The organism is Bradyrhizobium sp. AZCC 2262 (genome assembly GCF_036924535.1).
GTDB lineage: Bacteria > Pseudomonadota > Alphaproteobacteria > Rhizobiales > Xanthobacteraceae > Bradyrhizobium.
Window position 1 is genome coordinate 1,352,536 of sequence record NZ_JAZHRT010000001.1, and the last position, 16,837, is coordinate 1,369,372.

Sequence of the window (16,837 nt, forward strand, 5' to 3'; positions counted from 1 at the left end):
GGTGACCTTTAGCTTCGGCCCATCCACACCGTCCGTCCCTCTGACAGCTCCGGCGGCATGATCGGCCGAAACCCCATCTTGCTCCAGAACGCCATCGCCTGAGCGTTTGCCCGATTGATGCGTGCGTGGATTGCCGACGCGCCACGCGCATTTGCCAGTCGCAGCCACGCGTGAAAGAGCCGCGTCCCAACGCCACGCCCCTGGAGCCGTGGCAGGAGGTTCAAGTGAAGGTGCGCCGGGAATTCCCGCGCGACCTGTAGGGGTGCGCGTTCAGGATTGTGAATCATGGATATTCGTCGTTGATCGGGGGTCCAACTGCCGCGTGCTTCCGGGTCGGGCGCGGGATACCGCCAGCGTAGTTGCGGCCACCAGCTTCGTTCCAGGCGCTCTTCCCAGGACACGGTATCGACGGCGCCCAGGACGAAGCCGCCGACGCCTTCTTCATCGGCAGCCATCACCACGAGATCGGGATCGAGCGTCGCATACGGTGCGGAGTAGATAGCGCCGACGAGGTGCTTGTCATGATAGAGGCGTGAAGCATCGGCGCCCGCATCCGCTGTCGCGAGCGAAATCGCGTAGAGAGCGTCAAAATCAGTCGACATGTATGGCCGCAACGTCAGCATCGGCGGCATTCTAGGCTCGGGCGCGACGGACCGCTACATGCCGCAGGCTGGAAGCGGCAAGGCGGGGGTAGATTTGTAAGGTGGGCAAAGCGAAGCGTGCCCACCATCAACGGCGGTACCCCGGTGGTGGGCACGCTGCGCTTTGCCCACCCTACAAAAGCTTCCGTTCACCAAGTTGAAACTCCCCGTAGGCTAGATTCTGCTCGCTACCTCGGGGGAGGGGATTTTGATTGTTTCGACCGTTGCGGCGCAACGCCGCGCGTTGTTTGTGATTGCGCTGACGCTGATACTAGGCGTCTCGGGTTTCATCACCAAGGCATGGGCGGCGGGCGCGTTTGCCGTCGGCAAGTGTGGCGCCTACGGCCAGGCCTTTGACTATCCTGCCGAAGCCGCAGCGCGCGCCGCGGCGTTGAAGCAGTGCAAGGGCAACTGCACCGCACTCACCATGAAGCGCGCCTGCGCGGCGTTGGCCGTCGACATGACCAATCCCTGCGGTCCTCATGGCTATGCCGTAAAGCCCAGAATTTCGAGCTCGCTCAACGCCGCGACCAAGAAGTGCTACGAATTCGGCGGCAAGGAATGCGTCATCCGCGCCTGGGCCTGCGACGCCAAGGGGTGAGCTGCCTCACTCGAGGTGGACTTCCGCTTTGGAAATATTGACGCTACGCTTGGCGCGAACCGTTCCATTCCCGTCATCGGCGCAAATCAATCATGCAATTCGACACCAAGATCGCGGTCAGCATCCGGACCGACCTTGAAGCGTGGCAGAAACTCAACGTCGCTTCCTTTCTCGCCGGCGGCATTGCCGCCGCCTTTCCCGAATGTATCGGCGAGCCCTATGGCGACGCGTCAGGCACCAAATATCTGTCGCTGATCGGCCAGCCGATCCTGATCTACGGCGCCGACCGGGCCGCACTTTCCCGCGCGCTGGAGCGGGCGCTGGCGAGAGACGTCACGCCCGCCGTCTATACCGAGGACATGTTCAAGACCACGCATGACGCCGCCAACCGTGAGGTGGTCAAGGCCGTGATCCGCGCCGAGCTCAAGCTCGTCGGCCTCGCGATGCGCGCCGAGCGCAAGGTGATCGACAAGATCGTCGACGGGCTGAAGTTTCACAGCTAACAGCAGGCCGGCAAACTCAGAGCGAGGTCCTCATACCGTTAACGCCTTTACAGGCGCGAAAGCCCTGATCGCAAATTCCGTGCCTTTAGAATGCCGAACGGATCTTCGCGGTGGGCGAGTTTCCGGTAGGTGGCCAGATCATCCTGCTGGATTGCCGGTCCCTCGCCACGTCGCCCAACAGAGCCCATGCCTGGTCCCAGCGGCAGCGAGGTGCCAACTCCCGCATAGAGGTAGCGATCACCGTAAGCCTGCTTCAATGCTGCGAAGGTCGGCTCGCCGGTGCAATGACCCGGCGCGATGCTCTCCACCTTGAACGTGTCCTTGAGCGTTGCCACGGTCCTGGCAATGGCCTCGTCCGGTGCGACGACGAGGTGGAAGCCGCCGGCGATCAAACGAATTTTGGGATTGATGGCTGTCGCCGCCTCGACGATCTTTTCGATCCCGGGGTGCGAGCAGCCGACCACGAGCACGACGCCGTCTGCGGTGTTGACAGCCAGCGACAACTCCTTGAGCTCCCGCGTGCCTGGAGCATCAGACACAAGCGCGAGCAGCGTAATGCCCGGGGCGATTTCCGTTGTCTTGTCGACAAGCTCGATGTTGGCTCGCTGCCAGGCGCTGCCGAACTTCATGACTTCCGGCGGCTTGCCGCCGTAGTAGCGCATCCCGGGCGGCAAGGATTCGTCCTTTCGGTAGAAGCTCGACGGCAGCGACGCGCCGAAAACGCCGAATCCTTCCTTGGGTGCGTAGATCTTCACCGTCGGATTCACGCTCAGAACATGGTTCAGGCCAGCCATGTGATCGGAGTGGCGATGTGACAGCACCACGAAGTCGATGCTGGTGAGGTCGATGTTCTTCGCCTTGACGTTGGCTGCGAAAATATCCGGGTCGTTGCCGGTGTCGAACAGGATCCGCTTGCCGGAGATTTCCACGAGCGCCGAGAAGCCCCAATCCTTTTTCATCGCCGCGTCAGTGCCGAAAGCGTCGTAGAGGATCGTGATCTGGCCGGCCGGTTCGGCCGCCGCGATAGGCGTCGCGGCAACCAGGACGGCCGTGACGGCAAGTGCGCCCGCAAGAAACAAATTTGCACGAAGTCCCATGGAAGCTCCTCCTCTTCGAGAAACCCAAGTTGCGCTTGATTGCAGCAGCGTTTCGCGATCCGCTTCGTTAGTCGTTCACGCACAATTCGCCGCGAACGTGGGAATCAAAACCGCCGCCTTGCCGGCCGATGCCGGTGAGAAAAATGAGCCGGCCAGGGGAAGTTGCTGCTCCTTCTCTACTGGACCTGCACTCTAATCCTGATTGGAAGGGTAAACCAGAGCGTGCCAGCGTACCCAGTATCCGAGGGTGGAAGTCGCGAGGCAGCCTATCCGCCGCGCGCGCCGGCGGGCCGGGGAGGCTGGGAGAACCCGTTTGCGAAGCGAAGTGCCTGGATATGAAAGAAGCTGCGCGCCAGAGAAGGTGGCGGTGCTTGGATAACGTTGACGCCCAACATCACAAACGATGCGGCAGTGGCAGTTCTGCCTCCGCCCTTGACGCAGCCGCTCGCCAAGCCAGAATGGCCGGTGGCTCGCGCCGGGAGGCGGTCAGATGAGGTTTTTGATTACTGCGCAGGATACGGCGGGAAACGTGACCCTTAACCGGGCGTCGGTTCCAGCCGCGTTGAAGAAAGCCACAGAACTGATATCGGACGGCTGCTGGAACGTCGAGATCGTAACGCCCGACGGGGCGACCTATCACCCCGGCGAGTTCGAAGCGTTGAGAGAGCGCGCTAGCGCGGCGAGCCCCGATACGTCGCTGACCGCGCAATAGCCCACATCCATTCGATCGGCGGGCACCCGAGTCCGTGCACGGCAGATGCGTCGTTATCTTGACGCACTCTGCTCGTCCTGCTGCCTCGTCAGGAATTACCCCTCCAGGGTAAATCCAACCCGCAAAGCGACCTGATAATGGCGAACGGATCCATCCTCGATGTGGCCGCGCGTTTGCACCACTTCGAACCATTTCATGCCGCGAACGGTCTTTGATGCGCGGGTGATCGCGTTCTGAACGGCATCCTCGATGCTTTTCTCGGAAGAGCCGACGAGTTCGAGGATCTTGTAAACGTGGTCCTTCATTTCGGCGGGATCTGGCACGGCGAACCTCCGTTGTAATGGGCGTGGGGCAATCAGGTCTATTTCCCCACGGCGGAATCTTGATCCGACGTGAGCCAACGCCATGCTCTCATCCGGGTTCCGACGGCCGGTAATGATTGGCGGGGGCGGGCGGCAGGATCCGTCTGAGAGGCGCGTGCCTGAGGCAATGTCCATCAGGGCGGTGCGCAATGGTTGTGGTGCGAGGTGACACCGCACCAAATTAGTCAGTTTCGCGCTTCCACGCATGCCCTGAAGTTCGTTATGTTGAGGGCCGAATGGTCCCGGAAGGCTCCTGGACTTAAGGGAGTGAGCACATCATGAAACGCCGTACGTTCCTCAAAGGCGGCGCCGTGGCCGGCGCGACGACACTGATTGCGGCGCCTGCGATTGCGCAAGGTGCGCCCGAGATCAAGTGGCGCCTGACCTCGAGCTTTCCAAAATCGCTCGATACCATTTTCGGCACGGCGCAGACCTTTGCGAAATACGTGGCTGATGCCACCGACAACAAGTTTCAGATCCAGACTTTTGCGGCAGGCGAGATCGTGCCCGGCCTGCAGGCGCTTGACGCCGTCAGCTCGGCGACCGTCGAGATGGCGCAGACGCCGCTCTATTTCTACATCGGCAAGGAGCCGGCGCTGGCCTATGCCACCGGCGCGCCGTTCGGCATGAACCATCGCCATCAGCATTCCTGGTGGTCGTTCGGCGGCGGCGCCGAGCTCTGCAACGAGGCGCTGAAACCTTTCAAGACGCATGCGATCCTGTGCGGCAATTCCGGCACGCAGATGGGCGGCTGGTTTCGCAAGGAGATCAAGACGGTCGATGATCTCCAGGGCCTCAAATTCCGCATCGCCGGCATGGGCGGCCATGTGCTGGCAAAACTCGGCATCGTGCCGCAGCAGATCGCGGGCGGCGAAGTCTATTCAGCACTCGAGAAGGGATCGATCGACGCCGCGGAGTTCGTCGGGCCCTATGACGATGAGAAGCTCGGCTTCTACAAGGTGGCGAAGTACTACTATTTCCCCGGCTGGTGGGAAGGCGGCGCCATGCTGCACATGATCGTCAACGAAGAGAAGTGGAATGCGCTTCCAAGGCAATATCAGGCCGTCCTGAACCAGGCCGGTGCGGCCGCCGGCGCGTGGATGATTGAAAAATATGACAGCGTCAATCCTGCCGCCCTGAAGCGGCTTGTCGCCGGTGGCGCCGAGTTGCGCGCGTTCCCGCAGCCGGTCATGGAGGCCTGCTACAAAGCCACGCAAGACCATCTGAACGAGATCGCCGAGAAGAGCCCGCTGTTCAAGAAGACCAAGGAGAGCCACGACGCGTACATGAAGGAAGTGCTGTTCTACACGCAGATCGCGGAAAACTATTACGACAACTACCTGCTCAGCAAAATGCGCAAGGGGTGAGGGCGCAAGGACCGGGAGAGTCGGGTAGGAAGAGAACGTAGCCCGGATGAGCGAAAGCGACATCCGGGTCTAAACCCCGGATATCGCTCCGCTCATGCGGCCAACCAGCTGATTACGCCGCCGTGGCGCTGACATAAGGAATGCTGGCGACGATAGCGAAAAGCAGGATCGCGTTGCACAACATGCCGCCCCAATGCAGCCGCCGCGGCCGGCGCACCGCCGCGGCGTCGCCGGGATCCCTGGCGCTGAGCTGGGCATCCCACTGCTGCAGAAACCACCCGCGTGCCCAGACCGCGAAAGCCGCAATCCAGACGACGCCCCCGCAATGCCGGCAGGCTTCAAGCCCGATCTTGGCATGGCTCTCAATTCATCCTTCCGCCGGTCGTGCAACTGATGTAGCCTGACTATGAGCTGCCGAGCGGGACGTGCCGAAGTCCCTTTTATCTTAGCCGCAGCGTTCATGCCGTCGGCAGGCGTGCATCGAAATTAAACTGACGTCTGCGTGTGCGGCCTCCCGTGCGGCTCCGCAGGGACTCCGCATGCCAGCAGTTTGGGAGGCCGCAATGAAAGTTCCGCGCCGCCAATTCCTGCATCTGGCAGCTGCCGCTGCCACGCTTCCGGCATTATCCCGGTTCGCCAGCGCGCAGAGCTACCCGACGCGACAGGTGCACCTGCTTGAGGGCTTTGGTCCCGGCGGTGCACCCGACATCGTCGCGCGATTGATCGGTCAATCGCTGTCGGAGCGACTTGGACAGTCATTTGTCATCGAGAATCGCAGTGGTGCTACCGGCAGCATCGCGACTGAAGCAGTCGTACGGGCAGCCCCGGACGGCTACACGCTGCTGCTGGTTACCACCCCACATGCGATCAATGCGGCCCTGCTCAAGCTCAACTTCGACTTCATCCGTGATATCGCGCCGATCGCAGGTATCGTTCGTGTGCCCTTGGTCATGGAGGTCCACCCATCGGTTCCAGCCAAGACAGTCGCGGAGTTCATCGCCTACGCGAAGGCCAATCCCGGCAAGGTCAATATGGCGTCAGCCGGGATCGGATCTACACCCCACGTGGCTGGCGAAATGTTCAAAACAATGGCCGGCGTCGATCTCTTTCACGTACCTTATCGGGGCGCGCAGGTGTTTCCTGCCCTTCTTACCGGCGAAGCGCAGGTCTATTTTGGCCCGCTACTCTCATCGATCGAATATGTCAGGGCCGGCAATTTCCGTGCTCTGGCGGTAACGACGGTGACGCGTTCGGCAATATTGCCCGACGTTCCGGCGCTGCACGAAATCTTGCCCGGTTACGAGGCAAGCGCATGGTTCGGCATTGGCGGTCCAAGGCGCACTCCAGAAGAAGTCATCGAAAAACTGAACAAGGAAGTCAACGTCAGCATCGCCGATCCGAAACTCCAAGCGCGGCTTGCCGATCTGGGCGGCACGGCTCTTGGCGGTTCGCCCGCCGACTTCGCCAAATTGATCTCGGACGAGGTCAAGAAATGGAGCAGGGTGGTTTTGGCGGCCAATATGAAACGGGAATGAGCAGCAGGGGGCTGCCGAACTACGGGATTTCGGTCGGCCTATGTCCGTTTTAAGTCACGAGTGGATATCAATCTCGGCAATTGCAACGTCTGCTTCACTTCCAATAGCAAACCTGATCAAGCCTGAGTGGCTGCGACGTAAGGAATGCTGCCAACGATCGCGGCAAGCTGGACCGCATTGAACAGCATGCCGCCCCAATGCAGCCGGCGTAGCCGGCGCACCGCCTCGGCGTCGCCGGCATCCCTGGCGCTGAGCTGGTCATCCCACTGGCGTAGAAACCAGTTGCGCTCCCAGATCGCGAAAGCCGTGATCAAGGCGATGCCAATGGCGAAAACCGGTCGGCCCGTCACGGCGAAGACCACCGTCCGATCACACCGGCAATGCTCGTCATCAGAAAATGCACACTGAACATGCCGCGCAACAGCTGAGTGACTTGTGGGATGTCGAGCTTCACCAGCAGAAAGGCGGGCGCGGCCAGAAGAAAATAACCCATCGGAAAAAGCAGGATGACAATGGCGGCTAAGGCTATTCCGTCTGGCGTCATGCGATCACCCCTTCTTTTTTCCCGATCGGGCGAGGGCCTTGCGGCGGCAGCTTATGATAATACCGCGGATTGTATTTGCACCATTGGGCTTTGGTCGGATCAGCCGCGCTTGCCGCCAACCGAGACGAAGGCCATCAGACAGGGCTCCGGCAATGGGTTGCGCCAGCGATGCCGCGTGCCGTTCTGCACGATGCAATCGCCCTGGCGCAAATGGACCATCTTTCCGTCGTCCAATTCCAGCGTCATCTCGCCGCGAACCACGACCCCGTAATCGATGGTGTTCGTGGTGTGCATGCCCGGCGCGCTGCGGTCGAAATGGTCGCCCATGCCGGGGACCTTGTCCGACAGTTCCTTCAGCGCGCTCTCGAAGGTGACGCCCGGCGGCGGCTTGTAGCCTTCGGGGCGCTTGGGCGGATACGAGATCAGGCGAAACAGCGTGCCGCCCGGGCCGGGAAAGTCCTTCGTTCCCTTGAGCATCGGGTCCGGCTCCAGGCCGGTGAGCCCTGGCACGCCCTCGGTCATGTAGAGCTCGTAGAAAGTCAGTCCCGGATTGGAATCGATCTCTGCCACCTTGGACGTGACGTCAAAGGACTTGAACACCGACTTGCCGGCTTCATCGCGGCCGGTCAGTGCCCGCTTGGGCGGGGGCAGCTCGCTCGAATCTTTTGCGCCAGCCGGTTGTGGCATTGCGGCGAGGGCGCCTCCGCCGACCATGGCGGAGAGCGCCTGCAGCAGTTGACGCCGATCCCCGCCTTCAAGTCGTTCGGCGGAAAGCTCCACATCATCGGAGGATTTGTTCTTGCCCCGTGACCACCAGCGCCAAGAAAACTGCCGAGAGAACCTGCCCATCCGCATCCTCCGTTGTCACGTGCCATCAGCCGCTGCAATCAAGGAATGATCGGCGCGCGGCCCGCAAATGTAACAAGGACGTGAACATTGGCCAGCCTACTTCCGGCTAGCTCGAGCCCGGAAGTCAGGGGCGCAACGAGGCGTCAGGACCGGGACATCATGCGCGTCGCGTAGTCCCCCTTAGCGCAAGGGCGTGTTCAGCCGATCGCCTACGACCTGGTAGAGACGCGATGCGATCACGGCCGCGAGTGTCGATGCAATAAGCAGCGCTGCGCCGAGCCACACCAGGCTTGCGACCAGGCCGGTCAGGCTCCCTGGCGAGAACCGGAACAGGGGGGCGACCGCGACGCCGAGCAATCCGACTGGAATGAACGGCAGGATCGTTACCGCAAGGGCAAACCAGAGGTGATTGCCCGTATCGCTGAACGCGTTTTGCCAGCCGACCCCCGGTGCATCGACCGCCACTGCCGGAAAAAGCACGAACAGGCGCAGGACGATGATGAACACAACAATGCGCGCAGCTGCGAGGATCGCGAAATCAAGATCGGGGGAAGGTCCACTGAAGAAATTGAGGGGAGCCTTGGCCGCCGCGAGAGCGCCCAGAGTCGATGGAAAACTCATCAGAACAACAATCACGGCGAGCCAGCCGAAGAACAGCTGAAAGCGCGGGCTGGACGGTTTGAGATCGTATCGTGTTGCGTCCTCGCCAAGGAGCAGAAACCGGTGGATCGTCAGGAAAAACGGCGTCAGCAGGAAACAAATTCCAACCAGGATCGTCAGCCGCATGACCGCTTGTCCCAGCGGATCATACGTCAGCAGCAGCGGCCCAACCGCCGCCGCCAAGCTCCCAAACGCCAGCACCAGAAAGGCGAACAGGGCCGGGCGCCAGGCCTTTGGCAGCACGTGGCACAAATCCCAGTAAGCCCAAAAGAGTGCGGTTATGACAGAGGGGCGTGTGCGCTTCATGGAGAACTCTTGCGGCAATGGTCGAAACCATTATCCGAGCTTCCCCTTAAGAAGAGCCTTGCGCGCATCGTTAACGCACGATGACGCTTTGCAGACACGACACAGGTAGATGCACGGGGCTGAGGATCGTAAGGTCCTATCAGTATCATTTGTGTCGATTTTGCACGCCCAGGTTATGTCCGGTCAGAGGTTACGGATTGCGGCGACGATGTCGGACTGTGGCGGAGAAGCGGTGCGCGCGAAATCTAATTTGTCGTCCGTGAAGAACCATCCAAGCGGTTGATCAAGAATCGATTTTCCGGGCGAGATTGGCTTTGAGATTGCAAGCTTTGGGGCTTTGACTGCCCAAAAGCTTGCAATTTCATTTTTGAGGATTCCGTCGAATCGCGAGCCGTGATTCCGTCATCGCATCGGAGGGAGCGATGCGACCAAGGGAACGACGAGAGACGGGACAAGCCGATCTTCTGCGCTCGCGGCTGGACGCGATCATCGACATGGGCCACCCGCTGGTGAAGCTGGCACAGACGATCGACTGGTCGTTCCTGGAGCAGCGGTTCGGGGCGGTCTATGAGGACAAGCCGGGCCGGCCGCCATTACCGACCCGCCTGATGGCGGGACTCGCGATCCTCAAGCACACCTACGACCTCTCTGATGAGGTGTTGTGCGAGCGCTGGGTGGAGAACCCCTATTACCAGTTCTTCTGCGGCGAGGAGTTCTTCCAGCACCGGTTGGTGTTCGATCGCTCTTCGCTGACGCGCTGGCGACAGCGGATGGGCGAGGAGAAGTTGCAGGCCTTGCTGCAGGAGAGCCTTGCGGTGGCCAGCAAGACCGAGGCGATCAAACCGGCCGATCTTAATCGGGTCATCATTGATACGACGGTGCAGCCCAAGAACGTGATGTTCCCGACCGATGCCAGGCTGCTGAACCGCGCCCGCGAGATCCTGGTCCGGCTGGCGAAGCGATATGGTGTCAAGCTGCGCCAGTCCTATGCCAGGGTGGGCAAGTTCGCGCTGATCAAGCACCAGCGTTATGCCCACGCCAAGCAGTTCAAGCGCGCCAACAGAGCCTTGAAGAAGCTCAAAATCTATCTCGGCCGCATCATCCGCGACATAGGCCGCAAACTCGGCGGCAACGCCGACTTGCTCGGGGGGGTCGTGTTGGAGCGCATGCTGGCGCGGGCGCGACAAGTGCTCGAGCAGAAGCAGCGCCAGCGTGGCCCGAAGCTCTACTCGCTGCACGCGCCGGAGGTGGAATGCATCGGCAAGGGCAAGGCGCACCGGCCTTACGAGTTCGGCGTCAAGGTCTCGGTCGCCACTACGCTGGCGCACGCCAAGGGCGGGCAGTTCGTGAGCCATGTGAAGGCGCTGCCCGGCAACCCCTATGACGGCCACACACTTGCAACCGTCATCCCCGAGATGGAGGCGCTGATCGGCAACACCATCGAGCGCGCGCTCCTCGACAAGGGCTATCGCGGCCACAACGCTCCGCCCGATTACAAGTTCAGGGTGTTCATCTCAGGACAGAAGCGGCGGGTGACGCCACAGATCAAGCGCCAGCTGCGACGGCGTTCCGCCGTCGAGCCGGTCATCGGCCACCTCAAATCCGAGCACCGCATGGGCCGCAACTACCTCTGGCATCGTGAAGGCGACGCCATCAACGCCGTCCTCGCCGCCGTCGGCTATAACTTCCGCCGCCTGATCTGCTGGCTCAGGCTCTTGTTGTGGCAAATCATCGCCACCTTCCCCGGGTCAATCCAGCCTGAAAATCCAGGATTCTTCACGGCCGACTAATTTGCTGAACAGATTCAATCTGATTTGGGTCGTCCAGTTATCCCTGCAAAAATATACTTCTTCACTTTCATCCCCAAATCAGTGTTTTTTCCGCGCTGTCCCGCCTCGACAAGAGGGGCGTATCGCGGTCGTCACGAACGCGAGGCGGGATGCGGTGGACGCGAGGGCGTCGGCGCACAAGATGCCGCAGGGTGAGTTGAACCTCATGAGCGGCAAACGGTGCGCAGGATGACGGCGCTCGATGCGTACGGCAAAACCGTGTGGTCCCGACACCCGTTGCTGGTGTGAAGTCGGCGGAGGTTTGCGCAAACCCAACCGGGTTTTCGATGAACCGTCAATTCGCCGGCGATGGAGGCAAGAGGAATTCGTCTCCAGGGAGAGCGCGGCATAAGCCGTCAACCCATTGCGCAGGGAATGCCGGCGTGCCTCGGCTGTACCTGTATGCTCGTGTGCGCATCTCTCACCAACATTGCACACGAGACCGCGGGTGCAGCAAGCACCCGGCATTCCCTGCTCCCTCCGATTTCGAAGGAGGGGACAAGTTCATGCAAACCTCGGGCGCAGTGTGTCGCGAGAATGCGAAGTCATATCCACCCGTCATTGCGAGGAGCGAAGCGACGAAGCAATCCACGTCTCCGCAAGTGGAGGAATGGATTGCTTCTCTCCGCTCGCAATGACGCGGATAGGCCGCAGCGCACTGGATACCCCGCATGTGTGGGATATCGCGTGCCGTTCGGGCGGCACAAAATCCCCCAGAGGGCGGCGATCGAATTTCGCAGATGCCAGTCACGCCCACGTGAAAAGGCGTTTTGGGATACAAATTGACAATGACTGACTAGTCAGTCATAATTCGAATATGGCAAACGAAACCACCAAAAATACCCGGAAATCCGCCTCGAAACCCGCCAATCGCCGGGCCGGGGAGACGGCACCGGCCGCTCCGGCGCCGCTCAAGCCTGCCTCCAACCGCGCCGAACGCGCGGCCGAGCGGCGCGAGGCGATCATCGAGGCGGCGATGGATGAGTTCATTGCCCGCGGGTTTGCCGCGACGCGGCTCGATGATGTCGCCAAGCGCGCCGGCGTCGCCAAGGGCACGATCTATCTGCACTTCAAGGACAAGGAAGCGCTGTTCGAGGACCTGATACGAACCGCCATCGTGCCGTTGGTGAACCAGCTTGGCGCGGGCCCGCCACCTGTCGGCGCGTCGGTTCGCGACATGATCGAGGGCTTTGCCCGCACTTTTATTCAAGAGGTGACGACGACGCGGCGGGGCGACATCGTGCGCCTGATCGTCGCCGAGGGACCGCGTTTTCCCGAAATTGCCGACTTCTACTACCGCGAGGTGGTCTCAAAGGGTCTTGCCGGGATGCGGGCTGCAATCTCGCTGGGCATCGCCCGTGGTGAGATCCAGCACAAGGACCTCGCGCAGTTTCCGCAGATCCTGATCGCGCCCGCGATGATCGCCGTGATCTGGCAGAGCCTTTTCAGCAAACACGCGCCACTGGATGCGATCGAAATGTTTCGGGTGCATCTCGATCTGATTTTTGGCGAACGGAGGACGACATGACCTCGTCGCGAATGACGACAATTCTGGCCGCGCTGGCGCTCGCCGCCGTGCTCACCGGCTGCAACGAACGCAGGGACCCGGGTTTTCAGGGCTGGGTTGAGGCCGACATGATCTTCGTCAGTCCGGATGAAACCGGCCGTGTCACAAAACTCAATGTGCGCGAGGGAGACGAGGTCAAACCCGGCGATCTCCTCTATTTCGTCGACGACGATTTGCAGCAGGCCGACCTCAATCAGAACAAGGCGACGCTCGCCAACGCGCAGCAGACCTTTGACCGCGCATCGTCGCTGAGCAAGACCGGCTCCGGTACGCAGGCCAACCTCGATTCGGCGACCTCGGCGTTGCGTGTTGCGGAAGCGCGCGTCAACACTTCCGAGACCCGGTTGGCGCGGCGGCGCGGCTTTGCGCCGGTCGGCGGCACCATCCAGCAGATCTATTTCCGCGAAGGCGAAATGGTGCCGGCGCAGCGGCCGGTGCTGTCGATCATGCCGCCCGGCAACATGAAGCTGCGTTTCTTCGTGCCGGAAACGGAATTGCCAAAACTCTCGATCGGTGACGAGGTGAGGGTGACCTGCGACAATTGCGCGGCCGATCTCACCGCAAAAATCTATTTCATCGCGACCACGGCGGAATATACCCCGCCGGTGATCTACAGCCTCGATGAGCGCAACAAGCTGGTCTACCTGATCCAGGCGCGGCCGAGCCGGCCCGATGTCCTGCGCGTCGGCCAGCCGATCAGCGTGTTTCTCAACCCTCGAACGCCGATGGCGGACAAGCGATGAGTTCTGTTCCCGCATCAGGCTCCGACATCGCCATCAACGTCGAGGGCCTGTCGAAATCGTTCGGCGGCCGCGAGGTCGTGCATGACCTTTCGATGCAGGTGAAGCGCGGCTCGATCTACGGCTTCCTTGGGCCCAACGGTTCCGGCAAGACCACGACCATCCGCATGCTATGCGGACTGCTGACGCCGGATGCCGGCGAGGGCACCTGCCTCGGCTACGACATCCGCCGCGACGCCGACAAGATCAAGCGCCAGGTCGGCTACATGACGCAGCGCTTCAGCTTGTATCAGGATCTCTCGGTGCGCGAGAACCTTGAATTCGTCGCGAGGCTCTACGGCCTGCGTGACGCGCGGGGTGCTGCGCGCGACATGATCCAGCGCATCGGCCTGAATGGCCGCGAGGAGCAGCTTGCCGGCGAGCTTTCGGGCGGCTGGAAGCAGCGGCTGGCGCTCGGCGCCTGCACGCTGCCCAATCCGCAATTGCTGCTGCTGGACGAGCCGACCGCCGGCGTCGATCCCAAGGCGCGGCGCGATTTCTGGAATGAGATCCACGCGCTCGCTGCCGAAGGGCTGACCGTGCTGGTCTCCACCCATTACATGGACGAGGCCGAGCGCTGTCACGAGATCGCCTATATCGCTTACGGCCACCTGCTGGCGCACGGCACGGTGGATGAGGTGATCGCGAAATCGGCGTTGTCGACCTGGACGGTCTCGGGCGACGATCTCAACGGCCTCGCGGCCGAGCTCGCCGGCAAGCCCGGCATCGACATGGTGGCGCCGTTCGGTACCAGCCTGCATGTCTCCGGACGCGACAAAGCCGCGCTGGAGGCGACAATCGCTCCCTATCGCAACACAAGCGGGCGGCACTGGCAGGACAGCGAGCCGTCGCTGGAAGACGTGTTCATCGATCTCATGACCCGCTCAAAGGACAATTTCCAATGAGTGCAACCGAGATAACCAATCAGAATCGCGACATCCCGGAGCCGGCCTTCGGCTTCCGGCGCCGCAGCTATGCCATGCTGGTCAAGGAATTCATCCAGCTCCGCCGCGACCGCGTCTCGTTCGCGATGATCGTGATGATCCCGGTGATGCAGTTGCTGCTGTTCGGTTACGCCATCAACACCACGCCGCGCCATCTGCCGACGGCGGTGTTGATCCAGGAGGACAGCGATCTGGCGCGCTCGGTGCTGAAGGCGATGGAGAATACCAGCTACTTCCGCTTCACCCGCGAAGTGCACAGCGTCGACGAATTCGACGATTTGCTGCAGTCCGGCAAGGTACTGTTCGGCGTGGAGATTCCGCGCGGCTTCGAGCGTGCGGTGCGGCGCGGCGACAAGCCCGCGCTGCTGGTTGCGGCTGACGCGACCGATCCGGTCGCGTCAGGCACGGCGCTCGGATCGCTCGGCGTGCTCGTGCAGACCGCGCTCGCGCACGACCTCCATATCGGCGATCCGCCCGCGATGCCGTTCGAGATCAGGGCGCATGCCCGCTACAACCCCGCCGCGGAATCGCGCCTCAATATCGTGCCGGGCCTCGTCGGCACCATCCTGACCATGACCATGCTTATCTTCACCGCGCTGTCGGTGACGCGCGAAATCGAACGCGGCACCATGGAGAGCCTGCTGTCAATGCCGATCAGGCCGGTGGAGGTGATGTTCGGCAAGATCATTCCCTATGTGATCGTCGGCTTCATCCAGGCCACGCTGATCGTCAGCATCGGGGTTTTGTTGTTCGGGGTGCCGATCCTCGGCAGCGTGACGCTGCTGGCTGTTCTGACGACGCTGTTCATCACCACCAATCTGTCGATCGGCTACACCTTCTCCACCATCGTGCAGAACCAGTTGCAGGCGATGCAGATGTCGATGATGTTCTTTCTGCCCAGCATTCTATTGTCCGGATTCATGTTTCCGTTCGCGGGCATGCCGGTCTGGGCGCAGTATCTCGGTGAAGGGCTGCCGCTGACCCATTACATCCGCATCGTCCGCGCCATCATGCTGAAGGGCGCGGCGCCCTCCAACCTGCAATACGATACGATTGCACTCATTGCACTGATGCTGGTGGCGATGACGATCGCCGTGACACGCTTCCGTCGCACACTCGATTGAGGCTATATATTTTGCAGTCATTCCGGGGCGGCGCGAAGCGCCGAACCCGGAATCTCGAGATTCCGGGTTCACGCTGACGCGTGCCCCGGAATGACAAGGGGCTTCGATGGCTAGGTTCTGGGACAAGAGGAAAAAAGACCAAGACACGGGAGTATCGGCTGACTTCCAGCGCGCGCTGATGCAGGAAGTGATGACGACCGAGCTGTTGCGGATCAAGGCGCTGATCGCAACCACGGTGCTTCTCGGCGTCATCCTCTGCACCGTCTACTTCTTCGCTTCCGAGGCGGTGAGTCGCGTCTGGCACGGCAATCTGAAGCCGGAATACCTCTATTCGATCATCGTGCCGTTCATCCTGTTCGAATTGTGGGTGCATAGCCAGATCACCCGCCACATGCGGCAGGGCCGCGACCTGCCGGTGGTCCGGCGCTATATCGGCGCGCTGATCGAGACCTCGATGCCGACGATCGCGCTGGCGCTGCACATCAACAGCATGGGGTCGGTGGCCGCGCTCGGTTTCGTCGGGCCGATGACCTATTTCATCTTCATCATCCTCTCCACGCTGCGGCTGGATTTCTGGCTCTCCACCTTCACCGGCGCAGTCGCCGCCGTTCAGCTGTTTTGCATGGCGATGTTCTATCATCCGGCTGTCGGCGCCCAGGCCGAACCCCTCTATTATCACGCCGCGCGCAGCCTCATTATTCTGATCTGCGGCATGCTCGCGGGCGCGGTCGGAATGCAGTTGCGGCGGCAGTTCGAAGCCAGCATCAAGGCGGCGACCGCGCGCGACCGCATCACTAACCTGTTCGGCCAGCACGTCTCGCCGCAGGTGGTCGAGCGGCTGATGGCCGAGGGCACGAAAACCGACAGCGACATCCGCCGCGTCGCCGTCATGTTCGTTGATTTCCGCAGCTTCACGGCCGGCGCGCGGACGCGCTCGCCGCAGGAAGTCGTGGACCGGCTCGATGGCGCCTTTGCAATCCTGGTCGATATTCTCGATCGTCATGGCGGCATCGTGAACAAGTTTCTGGGCGATGGATTCCTGGCCTTGTTCGGCGCGCCGCTGGAAGCGCCAGACCCGGCGCACCGGGCGGTCGCCGCGGCGCGCGAAATGCTGGACGCCAATGCGCGGGTCAATGAGGCGACGAGCTGGCCGCTGCGCATCGGCATCGGCATTCACATCGGCGAAGTGGTCGCGGGCAGTATCGGCTCGCCACGGCGCAAGGAATACACCGTGATCGGCGACACCGTGAACTTCGCCTCGCGGCTCGAGGCGCTCAACAAGGACTTCAATTCGCAATTCCTGATCTCGGAAGCGGTTCGCGACGCGCTCGGCGAAGCGTGCGGCGATGCCGTCTCGCTCGGCGAGGTCGACGTCAGGGGCTACGAGCGGCCGATGGCCGTATGGCGGTTGGGATAA

General features: G+C 61.6%; 16 protein-coding genes and 1 pseudogene. 11 read left to right on the plus strand and 6 right to left on the minus strand.

Translation table 11 applies throughout. The features are described from left to right. Positions 1-8 precede the first annotated feature (8 nt). Positions 9-632, minus strand: a complete 624-nt coding sequence (locus V1283_RS06240) for a GNAT family N-acetyltransferase (protein ID WP_334385565.1) — start codon at positions 630-632, stop codon at positions 9-11. Positions 633-852: 220 nt separating this feature from the next. Here V1283_RS06240 and V1283_RS06245 point away from each other — a divergent pair, with 220 nt between their 5' ends. Further along, the gene (locus V1283_RS06245) at positions 853-1,242 is read left to right on the plus strand and encodes a DUF4189 domain-containing protein (protein ID WP_334392967.1); all 390 of its coding nucleotides are present in this window, start codon (positions 853-855) and stop codon (positions 1,240-1,242) included. 92 nt (positions 1,243-1,334) lie between these two features. Further along, positions 1,335-1,745 (plus strand): DUF2000 family protein, encoded by a 411-nt coding sequence (locus V1283_RS06250; RefSeq protein WP_334385566.1) that lies wholly within the window; start codon positions 1,335-1,337, stop codon positions 1,743-1,745. 47 nt (positions 1,746-1,792) lie between these two features. Here V1283_RS06250 and V1283_RS06255 read toward each other — a convergent pair whose 3' ends face one another. Next, complete coding sequence (locus tag V1283_RS06255) at positions 1,793-2,842, minus strand: MBL fold metallo-hydrolase (protein WP_334385567.1); 1,050 nt, start codon at positions 2,840-2,842, stop codon at positions 1,793-1,795. Between the two features lie 490 nt (positions 2,843-3,332). Here V1283_RS06255 and V1283_RS06260 point away from each other — a divergent pair, with 490 nt between their 5' ends. Next, positions 3,333-3,554, plus strand: coding sequence for a hypothetical protein (locus V1283_RS06260; protein ID WP_334385568.1), 222 nt, complete (start codon positions 3,333-3,335; stop codon positions 3,552-3,554). A gap of 95 nt (positions 3,555-3,649) precedes the next feature. Here V1283_RS06260 and V1283_RS06265 read toward each other — a convergent pair whose 3' ends face one another. Beyond that, positions 3,650-3,859, minus strand: coding sequence for a dodecin (locus V1283_RS06265; protein WP_334392968.1), 210 nt, complete (start codon positions 3,857-3,859; stop codon positions 3,650-3,652). Positions 3,860-4,194: 335 nt separating this feature from the next. Here V1283_RS06265 and V1283_RS06270 point away from each other — a divergent pair, with 335 nt between their 5' ends. Then, a complete protein-coding gene (locus V1283_RS06270) occupies positions 4,195-5,283 on the plus strand; it encodes a TRAP transporter substrate-binding protein (protein WP_334385569.1) in 1,089 nt (362 codons plus the stop codon). Between the two features lie 563 nt (positions 5,284-5,846). Further along, positions 5,847-6,818: a tripartite tricarboxylate transporter substrate binding protein gene (locus tag V1283_RS06275; RefSeq protein ID WP_442895703.1), complete on the plus strand. Its 972-nt coding sequence runs from the start codon at positions 5,847-5,849 to the stop codon at positions 6,816-6,818. A gap of 116 nt (positions 6,819-6,934) precedes the next feature. On the opposite strand, the pseudogene V1283_RS06280 reads toward V1283_RS06275, so the two are convergent. From V1283_RS06280 to V1283_RS06290, 3 genes and pseudogenes are all read right to left on the minus strand, one after another. Further along, positions 6,935-7,362, minus strand: a pseudogene (locus V1283_RS06280) (hypothetical protein). Between the two features lie 99 nt (positions 7,363-7,461). Beyond that, on the minus strand, positions 7,462-8,211 hold the full coding sequence (locus V1283_RS06285; protein WP_334385571.1) for a cupin domain-containing protein: 750 nt from the start codon (positions 8,209-8,211) through the stop codon (positions 7,462-7,464). 180 nt (positions 8,212-8,391) lie between these two features. After that, positions 8,392-9,177 (minus strand): hypothetical protein, encoded by a 786-nt coding sequence (locus V1283_RS06290; RefSeq protein ID WP_334385572.1) that lies wholly within the window; start codon positions 9,175-9,177, stop codon positions 8,392-8,394. A 422-nt stretch (positions 9,178-9,599) separates the two neighbouring features. Between V1283_RS06290 and V1283_RS06295 the strand changes: the two genes are divergently transcribed. From V1283_RS06295 to V1283_RS06320, 6 genes are all read left to right on the plus strand, one after another. Further along, positions 9,600-10,967 (plus strand): IS5 family transposase, encoded by a 1,368-nt coding sequence (locus V1283_RS06295; RefSeq protein WP_334385573.1) that lies wholly within the window; start codon positions 9,600-9,602, stop codon positions 10,965-10,967. An 856-nt stretch (positions 10,968-11,823) separates the two neighbouring features. After that, positions 11,824-12,534 carry a TetR/AcrR family transcriptional regulator gene (locus V1283_RS06300; protein ID WP_334385574.1) on the plus strand — a complete coding sequence of 237 codons (711 nt, stop codon included), beginning with the start codon at positions 11,824-11,826 and terminating at the stop codon, positions 12,532-12,534. Beyond that, positions 12,531-13,316, plus strand: a complete 786-nt coding sequence (locus V1283_RS06305; RefSeq protein WP_334385575.1) for an HlyD family secretion protein — start codon at positions 12,531-12,533, stop codon at positions 13,314-13,316. The genes V1283_RS06300 and V1283_RS06305 overlap by 4 nt, the downstream gene beginning before the upstream one ends. Beyond that, positions 13,313-14,257, plus strand: coding sequence for an ABC transporter ATP-binding protein (locus V1283_RS06310; RefSeq protein ID WP_334385576.1), 945 nt, complete (start codon positions 13,313-13,315; stop codon positions 14,255-14,257). The genes V1283_RS06305 and V1283_RS06310 overlap by 4 nt, the downstream gene beginning before the upstream one ends. Then, positions 14,254-15,420, plus strand: coding sequence for an ABC transporter permease (locus V1283_RS06315; protein WP_334385577.1), 1,167 nt, complete (start codon positions 14,254-14,256; stop codon positions 15,418-15,420). The genes V1283_RS06310 and V1283_RS06315 overlap by 4 nt, the downstream gene beginning before the upstream one ends. Before the next feature lie 106 nt (positions 15,421-15,526). Beyond that, positions 15,527-16,837: an adenylate/guanylate cyclase domain-containing protein gene (locus tag V1283_RS06320; RefSeq protein WP_334385578.1), complete on the plus strand. Its 1,311-nt coding sequence runs from the start codon at positions 15,527-15,529 to the stop codon at positions 16,835-16,837.